Source organism: Leifsonia sp. PARNA 1/14 (genome assembly GCF_055720965.1).
This window is the reverse complement of the sequence record NZ_JBVQSP010000006.1, coordinates 154,613-175,760: the sequence shown is the minus strand read 5'-3', so window position 1 is coordinate 175,760 and position 21,148 is coordinate 154,613. Positions and strand designations below refer to the sequence as shown.

Here is a 21,148-nt window from a genome sequence, read left to right as displayed (position 1 = left end):
TCTTCGGGCGACTCCGCTCAGCCGTGCTGGCGGAGGTGAGCCTGGGTGAGCGCCTCCATCTCGTCGTCGCTCAGCTCGTCGAGCTTCTTGCCCTCGCGGCGGTCGAGCCGCATCCAGCGCACGAACAGCAGCACCAGCACCGGCACGTCCGCGACTTCCGCGATGAACCACAGGAAGTCGCCGGACAGGTGCTGGTCGTGCAGCGCGTTCGGGAACCAGAACGGCACGTTTCCCGCGACCGCGGGCGCGTGATCGAGCACGGCGTCGTTCAGCCGAAGCAGGAGGCCGGGGATCGCGTCGAGGATCATCGCGACGAACGCGAGCAGGAACTCCACCGTGATGAAGAAGCTCGTGCGCAGCACGGAGTGTGCCGCGATCGGCAGCACCATCAGCAGTCCGGCGAGCGGGACGAGCACCGAGATCGTCCACTCCGACCAGGGGTTGTCGCGCAGCACGGCCGCGATCGGCGTCAGGAAGATCATGAACGCCACGCAGGCGAACACCGTCGCGAAGATCGCGTTGCCGAACAGGCGCACCGGGCGCGACCGGAGGAAGCGGTCGGTGCGGCCCTGCCCCTGCGCGCCGAGGGCGGCGCGGGCGAGCGCGATCGGCCTCCCGAGGCTGACGAGCCCCGGGACGACGAAGAGCAGCAGAGCGATCCGGGTCGTGAACGCCCAGCGCAGCTCGTGACTCTCGGCCCCGAGGAACCCGAACGAGATCACGGTGTACGAACCGAGGCCGAGCAGGAAGTACATCGCCGTCAGGCGGGCGGGCCAGTGGTGGCCGCGGCGGCGCAGCGACCTCACTCCGCCGAGATAGAGCACGGCCGCCGCGACGAGCACGAGAGCGGCCGCCGGGTCGAACGACCAGGTGGTGAAGAAGACGAGGAGGGGAGGCGTGATGCAACTCCGGGGAGGGTCGGCCAGGGGCGGGGCAGAACGTACATGTACGCGAGTTACCATTATCCCGCTATGGGAGACATCATCGGTGGAATCGTCTGGGCGCTCGCCCCGACCGTGCTCGTCGGCCTGCTGTTCTGGCTGATCATGCGCGCGATCGTGCGCGCCGACCGCACCGAGCGCAAGGTCTACTCCCGCATGGAGGCCGAAGAGCGCGCCCGGCGCGGTCTCGCTCCGAAGAGCTAGCGCCCGCTACGGTAGGCGAGAGAGGGCACTCATCCCGGTCCTCGACGCGCGAACGCCGGAGGGGGCCTGAATGGACGCGGGTTTCCTGACCACGACGATCGTGGTGCTGCTGCTGCTGGTCGACTTCGTCATCCGCGTCATCGCGATCATCGTCGTCCCGCGCAACCGCAAGCCGACGTCGGCGACCGCCTGGCTGCTCGCGATCTTCCTCATTCCGTACATCGGCGTGCTGTTCTTCCTGCTGATCGGCAGCTACAAACTTCCGAAGAGGCGGCGCGAGAAGCAGGACGAGATCAACCGCTTCATCATCGACAGCACCGAGGGCATCGAGCGGGTGCGCCGCGACCACCCGTGGCCTCCGTGGCTGGAGTCGGTGGTCGAGCTCAACCGCAACCTGGGCGCCATGCCGCTGGTCGGCGGCAACCGGGCCCGGCTCAACGGCCACTACGAGGAGTCGCTCGCGGCGATGACGGCTGCCATCGACAACGCGAAGCGCTACGTGCATGTCGAGTTCTACATCCTCACGCTCGACAAGACCACCACCCCGTTCTTCGAGGCGATGGAGGCCGCGGTGAAGCGCGGCGTCGTCGTGCGCGTGCTGCTCGACCACATCGCGTCGCGGCGCACGCCCGACTACAAGGCCACCATCGAACGGCTCACGGCCATGGGCGCCAAGTGGCACCTGATGCTGCCGGTGCAGCCGTTCAAGGGGCGCTATCAGCGCCCCGACCTGCGCAACCACCGCAAGCTGCTCATCGTGGACGGCCGGGTGGGGTTCATGGGGTCGCAGAACGTCATCGACCGCAGCTACAACAAGAAGTCGAACATCAAGCGCGGCCTCAAGTGGAAAGAGCTGATTGTGCGGCTCGAGGGCCCGATCGTCGCCGGTCTCAACGCGATCTTCATCACCGACTGGTACAGCGAGACCGACGAGCTGCTCCGCCGCGAGACCGAGCCGATCACCGAGGAAGACGTGCGGAACGCCGAGGAGCGGGACGAGCTGGACGCCCAGGTGGTGCCCTCCGGTCCCGGGTTCGCAGGCGAGAACAACCTCCGGCTGTTCCTCGCGCTGCTGTACTACGCGCAGGAGCGCATCGTCATCACGTCGCCCTACTTCGTGCCGGACGAGGCGATGCTCACGGCCATCACGACAGCGACGCAGCGCGGCATCGCGGTCGAGCTGTTCGTCTCCGAGATCGGCGACCAGGCGCTCGTCTACCACGCGCAGCGCTCCTACTACGAGGCGCTGCTGCGTGCCGGCGTGCGCATCTGGATGTACAAGGCCCCGTACATCCTCCACGCCAAGCACTTCACGATCGACGACGACGTCGCGGTGATCGGGTCGAGCAACATGGACATGCGCTCGTTCCTGCTCAACATGGAGGTCTCGTTGATGGTGCGCGGCCGCTCGTTCGTCGACGAGATGCGCAAAGTCGAGGACGGTTACCGCCGCGACAGCCGCGAGCTCACCCTCGAGGAGTGGATGCGGCAACCGCTGCGCTCGACCGTGCTCGACAACCTGGCCCGGCTGACGTCGGCGCTGCAGTAGGGGACGGCAACGGAGGAGATGCGCGCCGCGGCGGACCCGAAATCCTCCGATGGCTGCGGCTGGGTGGCGTGTCGGAACGGATCTCCTCCGTTGGCGGCAGTCAGCCGCGCGGCTTCAGCCGCACCGTCGGGAGCGCCGGCGCCGGCAGGGCGCCGCCGTCGAAGCCCCGCACGGTGCCGAAGCGGCCGTCCGGGTCCTCTCCGTCGATCACGTCGCGCTGCCATTCGGCGCGCGCCGCGACGACGTCCTCGTGGCTGCGGCCGATGAAGTTCCACCACATCACGATCTCCTCGCCCAGCGGCTCGCCGCCGAGAAGCAGGAGGCGCGCCGCGCCGTCCGGGCCGGCCGACACCTCCACTGCTGTGCGGCCGGGGCACAGGTAGGCGAGGTGCGCGAGCGGCACCGGCGAACCGTCGACCGTCACGTCCCCGGCGTCGACGAGCACGCCGTGCTCGAACGACGGGTCGAGCGGCACCATGACACGCGCCCCAGCCGGCACGACCAGCTCGGCGCCCACCAGCGGCGAGAACACGGTCGCGGCCGTGCCGCTGCCGGCGAGCGCCCCCACGAAAGTCCGCACCGACGCCTCGCCGAGCGTCGACGGCACCGGCACATGGTGCTCGAAGAAGGGCTCCACGTCGCGGGAGGCGCTCGGCAGCGCCACCCAGAGCTGCACGCCGTGCAGGCGCCGCGTCTCGGGCGTCGACACCTCGGAGTGGCTGATCCCGCGCCCGGCCGTCATCAGGTTGAGCTCGCCCGGCCGCACGAGCGCGTGGCTGCCGACGCTGTCACGGTGGTCGATCTCGCCCTCGAACAGCCAGCTCACGGTCTGGAGGCCGGTGTGCGGGTGCGGCGGCACCTGCATCCCACCGGTCGCCGCCACGTCGTCGGGCCCGTAATGGTCGACGAAGCACCAGCCGCCGATCAGCGAGCGGCGGCGTTGGGGGAGGGTGCGCCGAACGGTCATCGCGCGCGGGCCGCCGAGGGGCACCTCCCTCGGCTCGAGGATCTCGACCCGGGCGTCGTCGACCACCGCGTCGTCGCCGACCAGGACCTCCACCGGGTCGCGTTCGAGGTTGCTCATAGCGGCATCCTAGGCTCCCGCGCGCCCGGGCTCGCCCCCGAGAAACACAGCCGGCCGCCCCTAGAATGAGCGCGTGAACCGAGCAGCACGCCCTCTGACCTCTTTCGTCGCCGTCGCCGCTGCAGCGCTGTTGCTCGCGGGCTGCTCGACCACGCAGGTGAAGCCGGTCAGTGACTACGCGGGTGAACCGAAGGGCGTCGAAGCGCCGGCCAGCAGCGCGGGAGGCGCCTCCTGGGCGGCCTGGATGCAGAGCGGCAAACAGTTCGGGATCGTGCTCTACGGCAGCTCCACGTGCCCGCCTACCGTGCAGTCCGTCAAGGTGGTCGCCTCCAATCAATTGGAGGCCACGCTCTCGCCCGCGTCGGGCGGCGTCTGCACGCACGACCTGGTGCCGCACACCACCGTGTTCACGACGCCGAGCGGCGTCACCACGACCTCCGACGTGACGGTCAAGCTGCCCGACACCACCCTCACCATTCCGGCGCTGCGCGGCTGACAGGGAGGCCCGCATTCTGCACGGCGCGGACGTGCGCCTCCAGCGAACATGCCTCCGCAGCCCGGTGACCCGCGGCTACTCTCGATGTATCGACACCGACCCTGCAACGGTGGCGAGAGGAGTAGAGATGTTCGAGAGATTCACCGACCGCGCTCGTCGCGTCGTCGTCCTGGCCCAAGAAGAGGCCAAGATGCTCAACCACAACTACATCGGGACGGAGCACATCCTGCTCGGCCTGATCCACGAGGGTGAGGGCGTTGCCGCCAAGGCGCTGGAGTCGCTCGGGATCTCGCTGGACGCGGTCCGCGAGCAGGTCCAGGACATCATCGGTCAGGGCCAGCAGCAGCCGACCGGCCACATCCCGTTCACGCCGCGCGCCAAGAAGGTCCTCGAGCTCAGCCTGCGCGAGGCCCTGCAGCTCGGCCACAACTACATCGGCACCGAGCACATCCTCCTCGGCCTGATCCGCGAGGGCGAGGGCGTCGCCGCCCAGGTGCTCGTCAAGCTGGGCGCCGACCTCAACCGCGTGCGCCAGCAGGTCATCCAGCTCCTCTCCGGCTACCAGGGCAAGGAGCAGGTCCAGGTCGGAGGCAACGATCAGACCACCGCGCAGGCCGGTAGCCAGATCCTCGACCAGTTCGGCCGCAACCTGACGCAGGCCGCGCGCGACAACAAGCTCGACCCGGTCATCGGGCGCGAGAAGGAGATCGAGCGCGTCATGCAGATCCTGTCGCGCCGCTCCAAGAACAACCCCGTGCTGATCGGCGAGCCCGGCGTCGGCAAGACCGCCGTCGTGGAGGGCCTCGCCCAGGCGATCGTGCGCGGCGACGTCCCGGAGACACTGAAGGACAAGCAGCTCTACACGCTCGACCTCGGCTCCCTGATCGCGGGCTCCCGCTATCGCGGTGACTTCGAGGAGCGCCTCAAGAAGGTCACCAAGGAGATCCGCACCCGCGGCGACATCATCACCTTCATCGACGAGATCCACACCCTCGTCGGCGCGGGCGCCGCAGAGGGCGCGATCGACGCCGCCAGCATCCTGAAGCCGTTGCTCGCCCGCGGCGAACTGCAGACCATCGGCGCCACGACGCTCGACGAGTACCGCAAGCACTTCGAGAAGGACGCCGCGCTCGAGCGCCGGTTCCAGCCGATCCAGGTCGCCGAGCCGTCGTTGCCCCACGCGATCAACATCCTGAAGGGCCTGCGCGACCGCTACGAGGCGCACCACAAGGTGTCCATCACCGACGGTGCGATCGTGGCGGCGGCCAACCTGGCTGACCGCTACATCCAAGACCGCTTCCTCCCCGACAAGGCCATCGACCTGATCGACGAGGCCGGCGCCCGTCTGCGCCTGTCGATCCTGTCGGCGCCGCCGGAGCTGCGCGAGTTCGACGACAAGATCGCCGCCGTGCGCTCCCAGAAGGAGGCCGCGATCGAAGACCAGGACTTCGAGAAGGCCGCGAGTCTGCGCGACGAGGAGAAGAACCTCCTCGGCGAGCGGCTGCGTCTCGAGAAGCAGTGGCGCTCGGGCGACGTCAAGACGACGGCCGAGGTCGACGAGGGCCTGATCGCGGAGGTGCTGGCGCAGGCCACGGGCATCCCGGTGTTCAAGCTCACCGAGGAGGAGTCGGCCCGCCTGGTCTACATGGAGAAGGCGCTGCACCAGCGCGTCATCGGTCAGGAGGAGGCTATCGCGGCCCTCTCGAAGACCATCCGTCGCACGCGCGCCGGCCTCAAGGACCCGAAGCGTCCGTCCGGCTCCTTCATCTTCGCCGGCCCCACCGGTGTCGGTAAGACCGAGCTGGCCAAGGCGCTCGCCGAGTTCCTGTTCGACGACGAGTCGGCGATGATCTCGCTCGACATGTCGGAGTACGGCGAGAAGCACACGGTCTCCCGGCTGTTCGGCGCCCCTCCCGGGTTCGTCGGCTTCGAGGAGGGCGGGCAGCTCACCGAGAAGGTGCGCCGCAAGCCGTTCAGCGTCGTGCTGTTCGACGAGATCGAGAAGGCGCATCCCGACATCTTCAACTCGCTGCTCCAGATCCTGGAGGAGGGACGTCTGACGGATGGCCAGGGCCGCGTCGTCGACTTCAAGAACACCGTGATCATCATGACCACGAACCTCGGCACGAAGGACATCTCCGGAGGCCCCGTCGGCTTCCAGATCGAGGGCGACCCGACCACCGGCTACGACCGGATGCGCGGCAAGGTCTACGAGGAGCTCAAGAAGAACTTCAAGCCGGAGTTCCTCAACCGCGTCGACGAGATCATCGTGTTCCCGCAGCTGAACAAGGCGGAGCTTCTGCAGATCGTGGATCTGTTCATCAAGCGCCTCTCCGACCGGCTGCTCGACCGCGACATGACCATCGAGCTCGCGGTGCCCGCCAAGGAGCGGCTGATCGAGGTCGGCTTCGACCCGACGCTCGGTGCCCGGCCGTTGCGCCGCGCGGTGCAGCACGAGATCGAGGACCGTCTCAGCGAGAAGATCCTCCACGGCGAGCTGAACGCCGGCGACCACGTGCACGTCGACTTCCAGAACGGCGAGTTCGTGTTCACCACGACGGTCCGTCAGGAGTCGGTCGGCGCGGGCGTGAACGCCACCGCCGCGATCGGCACCGGCCCGGCGACGCCGGACCTCGCCGCGAACGACTGACGCAGTCGACCCGGGCCGGTCTCCGCACACGCGGGGGCCGGCCCTTCGTCGTGCTCGGGGTCGGTAGGGTTGGAGGGTGAGTGGTGACGGCAGCGCGTATGTGGTTCGGAGGGCGCGTACGAGTGACGTTCCCGGCATCCAGAAGCTCGTCGAGCCGCTCGTGCAGCGACGCATCCTGCTCGGCAAGGAGGCCGTGACCTTCTACGAGTCGGTGCAGGAGTTCCGGGTCGCCGAGACCGCCGAGGGCGACCTGATCGGCTGCGGCGCCCTCCACGTGATGTGGAGCGACCTCGCCGAGGTGCGCACGCTGGCCGTCGCCGACCCGTGGCTCGGCCGCGGCGTCGGCCGCGCCCTCCTCGCCCGGCTGGAGGGCGACGCCCGCGAACTCGGGCTCGACCGGCTGTTCTGCCTGACGTTCGAGGTCGGCTTCTTCGAGCGCAACGGCTTCGAAGACATGGGCAGCGAGACCGTCGATCCGACCCTGTACGCCGAGCTCGTGCGGTCGACCGACGAGGGAGTCGCCGAGTTCCTCGACCTGGCTCGCGTGAAGCCCAACACCCTGGGAAACACGCGCATGTTGAAGCGCCTCTGAGCGCGCCTGCGTCGGCGTGTCGCACGTCGGCGCTAACCTTCGGGCATGTCGACGTTCAAGCGCCCTGTCGGCCCGCAGCCGAGCAGCGTCTACTGGCGCCGGAGGCTCATCGTCCTGATCGGCCTCGTCGCCGTCGTCGTCGTGATCGTGCTCATCGTCGTGCGGCCCGGTTCGTCGAGCGGCGAGCCCGCGAAGGCTCCCGTCAGCACCTCCTCCTCCACGCCCACGCCGGACGCCGCGACCAGCATCCCGACCTCCAGCGCGACCGCGAGCGGCCAGGAGTGCAAGCCGACCGACGTCAAGGTGGAGGCCGTCACCGACGCCGCCCAGTACGCGACCGGCCAGCTCCCGCAGCTCTCGGTCGCGCTGACCAACACCGGGTCGTCCGCGTGCGTCATCGACGCAGGCACGTCGCAGCAGGTGTTCACGATCACGAGCGGCTCCGAGGTCTACTGGAAATCGACGGATTGCCAGGCCTCCAAGGTCGACGCGCAGGTGCTGCTCCAGCCCGGCAAGACCATCTCGTCGCAGACGCCGATCACGTGGGACCGCACGCGATCCGACCCGTCGACCTGCCAGGCGCAACGGCAGCAGGTGCCGGCCGGAGGGGCGTCGTACCACCTGCAGGTGTCTGTCGCGGGGATCACGTCGCCGACGACCAAGCAGTTCATCCTGCAGTGACTGTTTTCCTCCACGGCGTCTTCTCCTCCACAGCATCTGCTCCTCCAGAGAGCGGCCGGCGCGAGCCTTCTGCACGAGTTCCGCGATCCTCCGGCGAGTGACGGTGGCCGCCCGTAGTGTGGGACGCGCCGGATCGTCCGGCCCGACCGAGGAGGTGCCGTGGCTAAAGCCGCTGTGACGTACCGCTGCACCGAGTGCGGCTGGACGACCGTCAAGTGGGTCGGGCGCTGCGGCGAGTGTCAGGAGTGGGGCACGGTGGCCGAGGCGGCGGCGCGTACGGGGGTGCTGCGCACGCTGACGCCGGTGACGGTCGGGGCCGACCGCGCGGCCCGTTCGATCACCGCGATCGGCGTCGAGTCGACGCAGCGGAGGCCGAGCGGAATCGGCGAGTTCGACCGCGTGCTGGGGGGAGGAATCGTGCCGGGTGCGGCCATCCTCCTGAGCGGAGAGCCCGGGGTCGGCAAGTCGACCCTGCTGCTCGAGGTGGCCTCCCGGGCCGCGCGCGAGGGGCGGCCGGTACTGTACGTGAGCGCGGAGGAGTCGGTCAGCCAGGTGCGCATGCGCGCCGAGCGCACGGGTGCCCTCCACGATCAACTGTTCCTCGCCTCCGAGACCGACCTGGCGACCATCGTCGGGCAGATCGACGCCGTGAAGCCGTCGCTGGTGATCGTCGACTCGGTGCAGACCGTCTCGAGCGGCTCGGCCGAGGGCATCGCCGGAGGCCCGAGCCAGGTGCGCGAGGTGGCGAGCACGCTCATCCGTGTGGCCAAGGAGCGCGACCTCCCCGTGCTGATCGTCGGACACGTCACCAAAGACGGCTCGATCGCCGGCCCGCGGCTGCTCGAGCACCTGGTCGACGTCGTGTGCCAGTTCGAGGGCGACCGGCAGACGGCGCTGCGCTTCGTGCGGGCGCTCAAGAACCGGTTCGGGCCGACTGACGAGGTGGGCTGCTTCGAGATGGCCGGCGACGGCATCGCCGAGGTACCCGATCCGAGCGGCCTCTTCCTCAGCCGCACGACCACGCCGGTCTCAGGCACGTGCGTCACCGTCGCGATGGAGGGCAGGCGCCCGCTGCCGGTGGAGGTGCAGGCCCTGGTCGTCGCGACCACCGCGCCCAACCCGCGGCGGGTGACCAACGGCGTCGACTCGTCGCGGGTCGCCATGCTGCTGGCCGTGCTGGAGCGCCGCGCCGGCATCCGCCTCGGCGACAAAGACGTCTACGTGTCGACCGTCGGCGGGGTGCGGCTCGCCGAGCCCGGCGCCGACCTCGCCATCGCCCTGGCCGTCGCGTCGGCGGCGACCGACCGCGCCATCGCGCACACGCTCGTGGCCTTCGGCGAGATCAGCCTCGCGGGCGAGATCCGTCCCGTCACCAGCGGCAAGCAGCGCGCCACCGAGGCCGCCCGCCTCGGTTTCGCCACCCGCATCGACGAGCGCAGCGCCACCGTGAGGGAGGCCCTCCGCGTCGCCTTCTCGTCGGCCGCCACCCAGCGCGAGCGGGAACTCGACGCAGCGTTCTAAGCGCCGCGGCTCGTCGCCGACGGAGGGGATACCGCGCTGAACGCGTCCGATCTCCCGCGTCCGGTCTCTTCTCGGAGCAGCCGCCACGCGGCGTGCCGCACTGGATCTCCTCCGTTGCCGACGCCACCGGGGCCCTGGGGTACTGCGTGTCGGCCCTCCGGAGCACAATGGCGGCATGGCCAACCTGACCTTCACCCTCCGTTCGGGCCGGCGCGTCGGCGTGACGACGCTCGGCGACCCCATCGCGGAGCGCGTCGTCGTGTTCTGTCATCCCGCGCCAGGATCGTCGGCGTTCGATCCCGACCCGGACGAGTCGGCGAACCGCGACGTGCACATCGTCTCGCTCGACCGTCCTGGCTACGGCTCCAGCGACCCGTGGCCGTTCGGGACGTGGCCCAGCATCGTGCGCGCAGCGGACGACATCGCCGAATACATCCGCGACATGAAGCGGTATGAGGGCCCGCTCGGCGTCAATCGCCCGCCGACGATCGGCATCGCCGGCTGGTCGGCCGGCGGCCGAGTGGCCCTTGCGTTCGCAGCGCGCCACCCCGATCTCGTCGACCGGGTCGCGGTGGTGGCAACCCCCGCGCCGAATGAGCACGTGCAGTGGATCCCGCCCGAGCTTCAGAAGCTCTCCGACGAGCTCGCCCAGCAGCCTCCGGACACCGCGTTGAGCCGGCTGTCCGGGATGATGCAGGGCCAGGCGGACGCGGTCCATGCCGCCGACGGGGAGGGATCGGTCCCGCTCGACCTGCTCGGCGCCGGGCCGGCGGATGCCGGCGCACTGCAGCGCCGCGGCCTCCATGACCGGCTCGGCCGGATGCTGATCGACGCGTTCCGCCAGGGGCCGGGCGGGGTCGCCGGCGACGTGCTCAGCTACACCGCGCAGCCCTGGGGCTTCGATCCGAAGGACGTGCAGGCCAAGACGCTCATCATCGGCGGCCAGGCCGACCCGATCGCGGGCAACGCGCACGCCGCCTGGTATCAGAAGGCGATCCCGGATGCGCGGATGGAGATGGTGCCCGGCGTGGGCCACCTGGTCATCGCACAGGCCTGGGGTCGCGTGCTGTCGCACCTCGCGCCCGGAACGAAATCCTGACAGGAGGGGTCAGGCGTCGACCGGAGGCCGCCGCGGAAACTTCGCCGTCGCCTGCTCGAGGACGGCCGGCAGGAACGCCGACGCCCAGACCCGGTAGCCGTGGTCGTTGGGGTGGAACCAGTCTTCGGCGAACTGCGTGATCGCCCCGCGGATCCCCTCCCTGCGCATGGCCTCGTGCAGCGGAACCACTGTCATCCCGCGCTCGCCGGCCTCCTCGCGGAGGATCGCGTTGGCGACGGCGACCTTCTTCTCGTTGGCGGGGAAGTAGAAGTAGGGGAGGTCGGCCACCACCGCGTCGGGGGGCACGGCATCCAGCACCCGCCGGATTCCCTCCCGGAACCGGCCGGCGTCGAAATCGGCGATGTCGTTGGCGCCGATGGACACCGTCACGAGGTCGGGTTCGTACCCGGAGAACCGCGGGAGCTGGTCAGCGACCGCCAGTGCGACCGTCGCGCCGGACACCGACAGGTTGACGACGCGCACGCTACGCCCGGTCGCGGAGCGGATGTGGTCGGCGATGATGCCGACGTAGCTGTTCCGCGGCACGGACGCGCCGATGCCCTGCGCCGCACTGTCGCCGATCGCGACGTAGACGATCTCGCCTTCGGTCTGCGCATGCTCCCGCCACCACGCCGAATGGACCGGAAGCGTCTGATTGATGCGCTCCCGCCCGGCCGCGAGCCGTGCCTGATGCTGGGCGAGCCCAGCCCTGACGGCCGCCGTCGTCGCCGTCGTGATCGCGAGGGCGCCGCCCACCCACAACGCCGGTTTCAGGAACCCCATCCCCGCAGCGTACCCTGCGGTTTCACGGCCCGGCTGCGGATCACCCAGGAGCGCCACCCGGTCGATTCGCGGCCGCGCCGCACTTCCAGTAAACTCGTCGGCGGTACCGTGTCCGAGCGGCCGAAGGTGCAACTCTCGAAAAGTTGTGTGGGTGAAAGCCCACCGTGGGTTCAAATCCCACCGGTACCGCCACGGAAAACCCCCGCGATCCCAGTGTTTACAAGGGATCCGGGGGTTTTCGCTTTCCCAGAAAAGGCGATTTACCCACAATTTGCCCACACTTGAACCGCTGCATCGCGCGACTCAGCCATTCGGCCGCGCGTCCCACGACACGCGATTGGGTACCAATACGCTTAACACGTGGGTGTGGGTCGGACTCTGGCGCCGCTGATTGTCGGCTTGACGCTGGTCGGCTTCGCCGCGGGGGTCGCGGCTGTGTGGGCAGCGGTGAAAGGCCGTGGTCGCATGATGGATTGGGCGAGACATCGAGATGAACGCCCATATCCGCCATGGGAGCTCGTTGTCACCGGGCTGGGTTCGGGTTTCGCGATCGCTCTTATCGCTGTGGCAATTTCCATGACTGTCTGGGTCTTGCAGGGGCAGCCGGCCTAGCCGAAGCCACTTCAGAGCGCGGCGCGTCCTACGCGTTCAGGCGGCAGCCTCAACCCTCGCCCGTAGCCCCGCGACCTCGAAGTCGATCTCAGCAACGAGCTCTGCCTCGTGCACTCCTGTCGTGAATGTACCGTCACGGTAGACGACCTTCCCGTCGACAATCGTTGCGGCGACGTTCTCCGGCGACGAGGAGTAGACGATGGTCGCGGCGATATCGTGCACGGGAGTCGATTTGAGGTGCCGCGTGTCGAAGATGAACGCGTCGGCCTTCTTCCCGATCTCCAATGTGCCGAGCCGGTTGCTCATTCCGAGAGCTGTTGCACCGCCGAGCGTCGCAAGCTCGAGCGTCGTCGAGGCGCTCAGAGCGGCGGCCTTGCGATTGAATCCCTTCTGGATCAGGGCGCCGAACTTGAGGCATTCGAGCATATCGGTGGCGTTGTTGCTGGCGGCTCCGTCGGTTCCGAGGGAGACCGTGACACCGGCCTCCAGCAACGCGGGCACGGGTGCAACGCCGGAGCCGAGGTACATGTTGGAGACGGGGTTGTAGCTGACGGCGACCGAGTTATCGCGGAAGGCTCGAATCTCGTCTGCAGTGAGGTTCACGCAGTGGACCGCGAGCATCTTGTCCGTGAGAAAGCCGAGCTGCTCCAGCATCGGGATGACGGCCGACCCGTAGTTGGCTCTCGTCATCTCGTTGTCGACGAGGGTCTCGTCGATGTGAGTCGCGTAGCGGACGTCCTCGCTGAGGCAGTACTCGAGCATCGTCCGGTAACCGTCCCGAGAAGTCGACCACGTCACGTCGGGGCCGGTCCAGATCGACAGCATGTCGCCGCGATGCCCGTAGTCGCGGCGCAGTCGGGTGACCTCCTCCATCGCCTGGTCGGCCGGCTGGATGAAGGAGGTCGGCATCCCGTACTCCTGGCCGCAGTCCTGGAACGTGCGGATGAAGACGCTGCGGATGCCGGTGCTCTCGAGGCCCCGGATGCAGCCATCGGCCAGGGCAGGATCCTGCGCGGTGTAGAAGAACTCGGTGAGTGTGGTGCAACCGCTCTTCAACGCCTCCATCGCCGTGAGGCGTGCGGAGAGCTCCTGGTGCCGCGGGGTCATCAGCTCGCCGTAGGGGAGCGCACCGAGCGCCAGCCATTCGACCAGCTCGTGGTCGGCGCCCAGCCCCTTCGCGAAGGACTGGAATGCGTGCGTGTGCGTGTTGATCAGGCCGGGGAGGAGCCACTGGCCCTCGGCGTCCAGGGTTTCAGCGGCGACGTGCTCGCCGAGGTCGGCCATCGCGCCGATCTCGGCGATGACTCCACCCCGTGCGGCCAGGTAAGCGTTCGGGAGGGGACTCTCCGCGCTCCAGGCGGACGTGAGGATGGTGGCGTTGACGATGACGAGATCGAAGTGCTTCACAGGTGCCTTCCGCAGTGCCGATGTCGGCGTTCCGAGTGAGTCGGCCGGGCGGCCTCCTCACCTTGTTCTGGTGGGAAGGAGAACAAGGAAGACTTGTGGCAGAGATCGGGTCAGGTGCTCAGCATCCGCTCGGCGAGCAGAGCGCCGGTCGTCTCCCGGACGACCAGGTGCCCCTCCACGACCGTGTGCGAGACGATGCGGGAGTCGGCCGACATCGATGCGAGCCGTTGCACCGCGACCGGGCCCAGGTCGCCCGAGGCCGTGTCGAACGTGGTCAGGGCGGGCGAGTGGACGGCGCTCGATGCGATGTTGTCGGTGCCGACCACCGAGATGTCGACGCCCGCACGGAGGCCGCGCTCCGCGATGGCCTCGAGCGCTCCCATCGCGCTGCGGTCGCTCACGGCGTAGATCGCGGTGGGCGGCTCGTCGAGGGACAGAAGATGGTGGGCCTGCTCGTATCCCTTGTGCGGACTGTGCGGCTGCTGCGGGACGATCAGCTCCGGGTCGGGCGAGACGCCCGCCTCGTTCATCGCCAGTAGGTAGCCGCGGAAGCGGTCGGTGAGCGAGATGTAGCGATCCGAACCTTGGATCACCGCGATCCGCCGGTGGCCCAGGTCGAGCAGGTGCCGGGTTGCGGTGAGGCCGGCGGTGATGTTGTCTGAGCTCACCGAGGAGATCGGGCGGTCGACCCGGTTCTCCACCAGCACGAGCGGGATCCCGCTCGCGGCCATCTGGTCGATGACCTCGAGGGTCATGTCGCCGCCATTGGCGACGATCAGGCCGTTCAACGGGCGGGAGGCCAGGTCGCGCAACTCCTCCAGCGGATCGACACCGGGGTGGAAGAGGCCGAGCGCGATCTGCGCACCCACGTCGCGGGCTCCTCGGAAGACGCCGGAGATCAGGCTGTCGACGAAACCCTCCGCGCGGGCCTCCGCCGAGACCTCCTCCATCACGAGACCGTAGAGGAGTCGCTTCGAACGGTTGCTGCGGTCGTAGCCGAGCTCTTCGGCGGCCTGCAGAACGGCCGCCCGCCGCTGGGCGGAGACACCCGGCTTGTCACCGAGGGCGAGTGCCACTGCGGACAGCGGCACCCCGGCGGCCTGCGCGACGTCGCGCATGGTCGCGGGCTTCGAGCTCGCGCGATCGCTGGAACTCATGGGGTCTCCCGCCTGCTCACGTTGTTCTCCCATCCTAGACAAGAACATGTTCATGAACAAGCTCGGATTCTGTTCTTGCAATTGCGTGAACAGCTGAGGTACCGTGCTTCTAGTTCGAGGTCGCACACTCCCGCTCCGGCCTCGGCGTCCCCGTCGAAGCAGCCAGGAGTTAGGTAGCGAAATCCAAATGTCCGACCACGTCGCCACGATCGAGATCAGCCTCAATGGATCCCGCCATGAGTACAGCCGGAACATCTTCGGCCACTTCATCGAGCACTTCCACCGGCAGGTCTACGGCGGCATCTTCGAGCCCGGCTCTCCGCTCTCGGACGAGTCCGGCTTCCGGCTCGACGTCCTCGAGGCGCTGCGTGAACTGAAGGTGCCCGTCGTCCGCTGGCCTGGCGGCTCGTTCGTCTCGGCCTATCACTGGCTCGACGCGGTCGGCGAACACCGGGTGCCCGTCTACGACCGCGCATGGCGGGTGACCGACCCGAACACGTTCGGCACCGACGAGTTCCTGCGCTGGTGCGAGCTCCTCGGCGCCGAGCCGTACCTCGTCACGAACGCCGGCACCGGGAGCATCGAGGAGATGGCCGACTGGGTCGAGTACACCAACCGGCCGGCCGGGTCCAAGTGGGCCGACCTCCGCGTGGCCAACGGGCGCACCGAGCCGTACAACGTGAAGTTCTGGAGCATCGGCAACGAGAACTACGCCAAGTGGGAGCTCGCACGGAAGTCCAGTGAGGAGTGGCCCGCCTTCGTGAAGGAGGCGGCCAAGATCATCCTCCGCACCGACGAGAGCGTTTCGCTGCTCGCCGCGGCCATCGAGCGCATCGACTGGGTCGGCCCCATGATGGAGGCCGCCGGCGCCCAGCTCGGCTACATGTCCATCCACGGCTACTGGGACGACCTGGCTCAGGAGAACGCGCCCTCGACCTACCTCCAGGTGATGGCGCGCACGATGGACCCCGAGAAGCGGATCGTCCTGGCGCGCTCGCTGCTGGAGGCGACCGGCCAGAAGCACATCAAGATCGCGTTCGACGAGTGGAACCTCCGCGGCTGGCACCATCCCGAAGGTACTTCGGAGGCTGCGATTGCAGCGCGCGACCTCAACGACGACAACAGCACGTACACGATGGCCGACGCCGTGTTCTCGGCATCGTTCCTCAACAGCTGCCTGCGCAACTCCGATGTCGTCGGCATGGCGAACATCTCCCCCAGCGTCAACGCCCGCGGCCCGCTCTTCACCCACTCGGGCGGCATCGTCAAGCGGACCACCTTCCACGTGATGAGCATGTACGCCAACCTCCTCGGGTCCCGGGTCGCCAACACCCGCGTGACCTCCGAAGACCTGGTCACGGGCGCGGGGAACGTGCCTGTCGTCGACGCGGTCTCCACCGTCCACGACGACGGCGAGCTCGCCATCGTGCTGGTCAACAAGAGCGAGACCCGAGAGGTCGCGGTGAACGTCGACGTCGCAGGCTCCGCGATCCACGGCCGCTACCCGGGGGTCGTCCTTACCGGCGAATACGCCAACTCATACAACGACGTCGAGCACCCCGACGCCGTCGTGCCGGTGGAGCTCGAGGTCGCCTTCGACGGCGGCACCGTCCTCGTGCCGCCCCACACCGTCATGGTCGTGACCATCCCTCCGGTGTCCGCGAGCTGACGCTCGCGCACCGGGGCCCGCCCCCGCCCCCAACCCCAACAAAGGAGAGACCAGTGGCCACAGAAAGCCGCTTCGTTCGCTGGATCAAATGGTACGGACGCCTCACCATCTTCATGATCCCGATCGGTGTCGCCATCAACTTCGTCGGCGGACAGATCGCCATCCTCCTCAAGCTGCCGATCTATCTCGACAGCATCGGCACCATCCTCGTCGCCGCGACCTGCGGCGCGTGGCCGGGCTCGATCGTCGGCGCGATCTCGATCACGCTCAACTCGATCACCTCGCCGACCAACCTGCCGTACGGCATCCTCAACATCATGTTCGCCATCCTCGCGGCGTGGCTCTCGCGACGCGGGGTGTTCACCCGCCTTTGGACGACGATGCTCAGCGCCCCCCTGTTCTCCATCATCGGAGGGTTCGGAGGCGCGATCATCACCCTCGCGCTCTACGGCGGCTTCTCGGGTTACGGCTCGGACTTCGTCACCGCCGGCCTGGTCGCGGCGGGCCTTCCCGTGAACGCCGCGGTCTTCATTGCGTCGTTCCCGCTCGACCTGCTCGACAAGATCCCCCAGCTGCTGATCGTCTACCTCGTTCTCAACCGCATCCCGAAGCGGCTCTATACCAAGCTGCCCCTCGGCTACGTCTACCTCGAGGCGCGAGCGAAGAAGGCTAAAGCCAAGGCCGCCCGAACAACACAGGAAAGCCCCGCATGACGACAATTGCAGTGAACGAGCGAAAGCAGGCAGGTGGTCCGACGATGGATGCGTCCAAGACAGCCTTCGTCGAGTCGCTTCGCGCTCCGATCAGCTATGGCAACTGGGTCCGGGACCTGCACCCGGCGACACTGGCATTGGTCCTGCTCGCGGTGGTCGTCGTCGGGCTGTCCCGATCGGGCCTGCTGTGGCCGGCGAGCATGTGCGTCGCGTACGTGGTCATCGCGTTCATCGCCGGCGTCGGCCGGACGTTCCTGCTCACCTACGGCCGACTGGCCTTGATCGCCGGAACGATCCTCTTCGTGGCTCGCGCCGCGGTCCTGCCCGGCGAGACCGTCCTCTTCCGGTTCGGCGGCCTCAAGATCAGCACGGAGAGCCTGCTGGCCGCAGGCCAGTTCACGCTGAACGTCCTGACGATCTGCGGAGCGGTCATCCTGCTCTTCACCATTGCGCCGATGAAGAAGATCATGCTGAGCCTCGAGCAGGCCGGCGTCACTCCGAAGGCGACGTTCATCATGCTCTCCTCCACCCAGTCCATCGTGAACCTCGGCAAGCACACACGCGCCGTCTCCGACGCACAGGAGTCCCGCGGCATTGAGCTGAAGGGCTCGTTCGGCAAGCGGATCAAGGCGTTCTTCGCGATCATCTCGCCTGTGTTCCTCACCGGTCTGAACGAGGTGGAGGAGCGCGCACTGGCCCTGGACGCCCGGGCCTTCAACTCACGCAGTCACCACACGCAGTTGGTAAGGGTCCGTCCCCTCCGGTCCATCGAGATCGTCGTCTTCGTCGCAGCGCTCGCCATCGCGGCGCTCTCGGTGATGGGAGCAGTCACATCGTGGTTCTAGCAACGTTCGAAGGCTTCGGCTTCACGTACGAGTACAGCGAAGGGGCCGCACTTCGCGACATCACCCTGCAGATCGAGGAGGGGCAGTTGTACGGGATCGTCGGCCTCAACGCTAGTGGCAAGACGACCCTGTGCTCGGTGCTGCGGGGAATCTGCCCGCACTTCCACAAGGGCGAGCTCACCGGCAGGGTCGACGTGCTGGGCGCGCCGCTCCTGGAGTGGGAACCCGCCGAGCTGGCGATCCGCATCGGCTACGTGTTCCAGAATCCCTTCACCCAGATCAGTGGGATCAAGGGCACCGTGTTCGAGGAGATCGCCTTCGGGCTCGAGAACCTCGGCATGAACCGCAGCGACATCTTTGCGCGCGTCAGCGAGGTCGTGGGACAGCTCGGCCTATGGTCCATCGTCGAGAAGAACCCCAACGAGCTCTCCGGAGGCCAGAGTCAGAAGGTCGCCTTCGCCTCCATCATCGCGATGGACCCGAACGTGCTCATCTTCGATGAACCGACGTCGCAGCTCGACCCGGAGTCGTCGGAGGAGGTCGTCAGCATCATCAGGCAGCTGAAGGATGCGGGCAAGTCCATCGTCCTCGTCGAACACAAGATCGACCTCCTCGCCGAGTACGCCGACAGGTTGATCGTGATGCACGACGGCGGCGTGGCGTTGGAGGGCGACACCCGTCAGGTGCTCACCTCCCCGACGCTCCGCGACGCGTCCGTGCGCCCGCCGGACGTCACCGAACTCGCGTTGCTCCTGCAGGAGCAGGGGAGGGGGCTGCCTAAACTCCCGACGACCCGCCTCGAGGCTGAGCCGTTGCTCGCCGCCCGACTCGGAGGGATCTGACCATGCCCATCATCCTCGATGACGTGTCGTTCACGTACCCGGATGGATCGTCCGCCGTGCAGTCGGTCTCCCTGAGGATCGACGACGGCGAAAGAGTGGCCATCCTCGGCCAGAACGGCGCCGGCAAGACCACCACCGTCAAGATGATGAACGGCCTCCTGAAACCGACCAGTGGAGTCGTCACCGTCGATGGCGTGAGTACCGCCGGCCGCACCACCGCCACCGTGGCGAAGGACGTCGGCTACGTCTTCCAGAACCCCGACGATCAGATCGTCGCCAGTACGGTCGCCGACGAGCTCGAGTTCATGCCGCGTTACTACAAGTGGGACGACGCCGAGACGGCGAGACGGACCAGACGTGCTGCGGAGTTGACCGGCATCACGGAGTACCTGGAGACGAACCCGAACGACCTGCCCTTCGCGGTGAAGAAGTTCGTAGCGATCGCGTCGCTGCTCGTCGGGCACTGCCGGTACGTCATTCTCGACGAGCCGACAGCCGGCCTCGACCATCGAGGGATCACCCTCCTCAACGGCCTGATCGATGTGCTGCAAAGCGAAGGTGTCGCCGTCGTCACGATCAGCCACGACATGCGGTTCGTCGTCGAATCATTCGACCGAATCGTGGTCATGGCGAACAAGCGTCTCGTCGGGGACGGGCGGGCGAGCGACGTGTTCGCAGACGACGCGCTCCTCACGGAGGCCCGACTCAAGCGACCCGAGGCCGCTCAGCTCGCGAGAGACCTGCACATCGGTCAGGGCCCGCTCCGACTCGCCGACATAGCCCGCGCTGTTCCGTAAGGACGCCAAATCAATTTGCCCACACTTCAGGACGGGGCGACGCCGAGGCGAGCGTGCTTTCGACGCTGACGGAGTCCTCCAATGGGCACTGCCACTGGCGTACCGTGCGCCTCATGCGACAGGAGTCGTCGACAGACGGTGTGCGTGCTGCACGGTCGATGGGCGTCGCCTACTGCGTCATCGGGGTTGCGGGCGCAGCGTATGCCGCGATCTACCGGCCCGATACGACAGCGCTGGCGACGTTCCGGTGGTTGCTGCTCGCGTGCTGCCTCGGGTTCCTCGCCGTCGGCATCGTCCTGCTCGTGCTGGCGGCATTGCGTACGCCGTCAACCGGCGCCGGCATGCCGTCATGGATCCGGCCGGCGGCGATCGCGGGTGTTGTGCTCCTGTGCCTGGGGCTGCTCAGCGTGCTCTTCTCCCTGGTCTCTCACCCGGCGCTGTGGGTGGCGGTAGCGGCGATCGCGTCGATCATGCTCAGCCTGGAGCTGCTCGGCTTGGTGGCAGGGGTGTATCGCATCAAGGGCGGAGAGCGGTTCCGGTAACACCTTTCGTGCGTTCTCGTGCCCTCCATTCCCCCAGAGGTCGCGGGCCGCGAAGGCAAGCAGTAGTAATCCGGCGCTGTACGGGTACCGTCGCGCTCATCTACGAAGAAAGGGCGGCACGGTGTTGGTGCTCATCCGGGTCGACGGGATCCTCTACCGCCCGATCAAGGACCTGCCAAGCGTCAAAGCAGCGATCGTACAGGCAGTGCGGTTCGGCGGCGCGTTCATCCCGTTCCAGTCCCGCACCGGGATCACGGAAGTCTTGGTCACCGCCAGCACGGCAATCCGCATTGAGAGCGTCGAGGACGAATCGGAGGGCGCGCCATCGTCGATCGAGGAAGACAGCTCGTTCAACATCGACGACCTGTGATCGAGCGTGCGAGAAGGCGCTGCACCTGCTCCCGCAGATGAAGCAGACAGACATCTTTGGGCCCGACAGGACATAGCCCGGGTGGGGAACCTCGCGTAGCGTGCCGCGATACCACCCACACCGATCGAAGGAGCCATCATGGCCCGAGAAAGAGATGAGGAGGACCGGACGCCCACCCAGGACGACTTCGTCCTCGCGATCGAGAGCGGTCCGCTCGCCGAGGTCGACATCGTCGAGACCGACGACGGCTCGCATGTCGACATCGCAGTCAGCGCGGTCGCTGTCGACCCGGACACGGGGGAGGCCGTGCCGGTGAGCATCGCTCTGAACGAGGACGATTCCGCCTATGTCGTCATGGTCGCCGATGAGGAGTTCGTCGTGCCGCTCGCGGAGACGAGCGAGGAGTCGAGCCACCGGCAGGCGAGTGCCATCCGACCATTGCGCAGACTCCAGCAACTGGCGCAGCAAGTGGAAGCGGAGACGAAGGGCATGGCCAAGCGGCTGGCGGAGAAATTCAAGCGCGGGCGACGCGACGGCGGGCCGAGCCAGCGTGGCTGAGCCACGCATCCTCTCGTCCGCGACGTGGCGGGCGAC

Annotated in this window: 21 protein-coding genes and 1 tRNA gene; 17 read left to right on the top strand and 5 right to left on the bottom strand. The window is 67.8% G+C overall.

Features of this window, described 5'->3' with window-relative positions; genetic code table 11:
• Positions 1-17 precede the first annotated feature (17 nt).
• Positions 18-962: a cytochrome c oxidase assembly protein gene (locus AC0HS0_RS16455; protein ID WP_472965211.1), complete on the bottom strand. Its 945-nt coding sequence runs from the start codon at positions 960-962 to the stop codon at positions 18-20.
• 9 nt (positions 963-971) lie between these two features.
• Here AC0HS0_RS16455 and AC0HS0_RS16450 point away from each other — a divergent pair, with 9 nt between their 5' ends.
• Both AC0HS0_RS16450 and cls read left to right on the top strand, forming a co-directional pair.
• Positions 972-1,145, top strand: coding sequence for a hypothetical protein (locus AC0HS0_RS16450; RefSeq protein WP_200935216.1), 174 nt, complete (start codon positions 972-974; stop codon positions 1,143-1,145).
• A 70-nt stretch (positions 1,146-1,215) separates the two neighbouring features.
• Positions 1,216-2,694, top strand: a complete 1,479-nt coding sequence (gene cls, locus AC0HS0_RS16445; RefSeq protein ID WP_472965210.1) for a cardiolipin synthase — start codon at positions 1,216-1,218, stop codon at positions 2,692-2,694.
• A 100-nt stretch (positions 2,695-2,794) separates the two neighbouring features.
• On the opposite strand, the gene AC0HS0_RS16440 is transcribed toward cls, so the two are convergent.
• Positions 2,795-3,778 carry a pirin family protein gene (locus tag AC0HS0_RS16440; RefSeq protein ID WP_472965209.1) on the bottom strand — a complete coding sequence of 328 codons (984 nt, stop codon included), beginning with the start codon at positions 3,776-3,778 and terminating at the stop codon, positions 2,795-2,797.
• Between the two features lie 73 nt (positions 3,779-3,851).
• Here AC0HS0_RS16440 and AC0HS0_RS16435 point away from each other — a divergent pair, with 73 nt between their 5' ends.
• The 6 genes from AC0HS0_RS16435 to AC0HS0_RS16410 all read left to right on the top strand — a co-directional run bounded on the left by AC0HS0_RS16435 (position 3,852) and on the right by AC0HS0_RS16410 (position 10,817).
• Positions 3,852-4,274: a hypothetical protein gene (locus tag AC0HS0_RS16435; protein ID WP_472965208.1), complete on the top strand. Its 423-nt coding sequence runs from the start codon at positions 3,852-3,854 to the stop codon at positions 4,272-4,274.
• 127 nt (positions 4,275-4,401) lie between these two features.
• A complete protein-coding gene (locus AC0HS0_RS16430; protein WP_472965207.1) occupies positions 4,402-6,924 on the top strand; it encodes an ATP-dependent Clp protease ATP-binding subunit in 2,523 nt (840 codons plus the stop codon).
• A gap of 76 nt (positions 6,925-7,000) precedes the next feature.
• Positions 7,001-7,516, top strand: coding sequence for an amino-acid N-acetyltransferase (locus AC0HS0_RS16425; protein WP_472965206.1), 516 nt, complete (start codon positions 7,001-7,003; stop codon positions 7,514-7,516).
• A 45-nt stretch (positions 7,517-7,561) separates the two neighbouring features.
• Positions 7,562-8,197, top strand: a complete 636-nt coding sequence (locus AC0HS0_RS16420; protein ID WP_472965205.1) for a hypothetical protein — start codon at positions 7,562-7,564, stop codon at positions 8,195-8,197.
• Positions 8,198-8,356: 159 nt separating this feature from the next.
• Positions 8,357-9,718 carry a DNA repair protein RadA gene (gene radA / locus AC0HS0_RS16415; protein ID WP_472965204.1) on the top strand — a complete coding sequence of 454 codons (1,362 nt, stop codon included), beginning with the start codon at positions 8,357-8,359 and terminating at the stop codon, positions 9,716-9,718.
• A gap of 175 nt (positions 9,719-9,893) precedes the next feature.
• Positions 9,894-10,817, top strand: a complete 924-nt coding sequence (locus AC0HS0_RS16410; protein WP_472965203.1) for an alpha/beta fold hydrolase — start codon at positions 9,894-9,896, stop codon at positions 10,815-10,817.
• Positions 10,818-10,826: 9 nt separating this feature from the next.
• Here the strand turns inward: AC0HS0_RS16410 and AC0HS0_RS16405 are convergent, their stop codons facing one another.
• On the bottom strand, positions 10,827-11,600 hold the full coding sequence (locus AC0HS0_RS16405) for an SGNH/GDSL hydrolase family protein (protein WP_472965202.1): 774 nt from the start codon (positions 11,598-11,600) through the stop codon (positions 10,827-10,829).
• Positions 11,601-11,702: 102 nt separating this feature from the next.
• Between AC0HS0_RS16405 and AC0HS0_RS16400 the strand changes: the two genes are divergently transcribed.
• A tRNA-Ser gene (locus tag AC0HS0_RS16400) sits at positions 11,703-11,792 on the top strand.
• 456 nt (positions 11,793-12,248) lie between these two features.
• On the opposite strand, the gene AC0HS0_RS16395 is transcribed toward AC0HS0_RS16400, so the two are convergent.
• A complete protein-coding gene (locus AC0HS0_RS16395) occupies positions 12,249-13,619 on the bottom strand; it encodes an amidohydrolase family protein (protein WP_472965201.1) in 1,371 nt (456 codons plus the stop codon).
• Between the two features lie 110 nt (positions 13,620-13,729).
• Positions 13,730-14,776 (bottom strand): LacI family DNA-binding transcriptional regulator, encoded by a 1,047-nt coding sequence (locus AC0HS0_RS16390; protein ID WP_472965199.1) that lies wholly within the window; start codon positions 14,774-14,776, stop codon positions 13,730-13,732.
• Between the two features lie 187 nt (positions 14,777-14,963).
• On the opposite strand from AC0HS0_RS16390, the gene AC0HS0_RS16385 reads away from it, so the two are divergent.
• From AC0HS0_RS16385 to AC0HS0_RS16350, 8 genes are all read left to right on the top strand, one after another.
• Positions 14,964-16,445 carry an alpha-L-arabinofuranosidase C-terminal domain-containing protein gene (locus AC0HS0_RS16385; protein WP_472965197.1) on the top strand — a complete coding sequence of 494 codons (1,482 nt, stop codon included), beginning with the start codon at positions 14,964-14,966 and terminating at the stop codon, positions 16,443-16,445.
• A 53-nt stretch (positions 16,446-16,498) separates the two neighbouring features.
• Positions 16,499-17,158, top strand: coding sequence for a hypothetical protein (locus AC0HS0_RS16380; RefSeq protein ID WP_472965196.1), 660 nt, complete (start codon positions 16,499-16,501; stop codon positions 17,156-17,158).
• On the top strand, positions 17,155-18,003 hold the full coding sequence (locus AC0HS0_RS16375) for an energy-coupling factor transporter transmembrane component T (RefSeq protein ID WP_472965195.1): 849 nt from the start codon (positions 17,155-17,157) through the stop codon (positions 18,001-18,003). Before AC0HS0_RS16380 ends, AC0HS0_RS16375 begins: the two co-directional genes overlap by 4 nt.
• On the top strand, positions 17,994-18,845 hold the full coding sequence (locus tag AC0HS0_RS16370) for an energy-coupling factor ABC transporter ATP-binding protein (protein WP_472965194.1): 852 nt from the start codon (positions 17,994-17,996) through the stop codon (positions 18,843-18,845). The genes AC0HS0_RS16375 and AC0HS0_RS16370 overlap by 10 nt, the downstream gene beginning before the upstream one ends.
• A 2-nt stretch (positions 18,846-18,847) precedes the next feature.
• On the top strand, positions 18,848-19,642 hold the full coding sequence (locus AC0HS0_RS16365; RefSeq protein WP_472965192.1) for an energy-coupling factor ABC transporter ATP-binding protein: 795 nt from the start codon (positions 18,848-18,850) through the stop codon (positions 19,640-19,642).
• A gap of 113 nt (positions 19,643-19,755) precedes the next feature.
• Positions 19,756-20,184 carry a hypothetical protein gene (locus AC0HS0_RS16360; RefSeq protein WP_472965191.1) on the top strand — a complete coding sequence of 143 codons (429 nt, stop codon included), beginning with the start codon at positions 19,756-19,758 and terminating at the stop codon, positions 20,182-20,184.
• A gap of 121 nt (positions 20,185-20,305) precedes the next feature.
• Positions 20,306-20,554 (top strand): hypothetical protein, encoded by a 249-nt coding sequence (locus tag AC0HS0_RS16355; protein WP_472965190.1) that lies wholly within the window; start codon positions 20,306-20,308, stop codon positions 20,552-20,554.
• 138 nt (positions 20,555-20,692) lie between these two features.
• Complete coding sequence (locus AC0HS0_RS16350) at positions 20,693-21,112, top strand: hypothetical protein (protein WP_472965188.1); 420 nt, start codon at positions 20,693-20,695, stop codon at positions 21,110-21,112.
• The last annotated feature ends 36 nt before the right edge of the window (positions 21,113-21,148 follow it).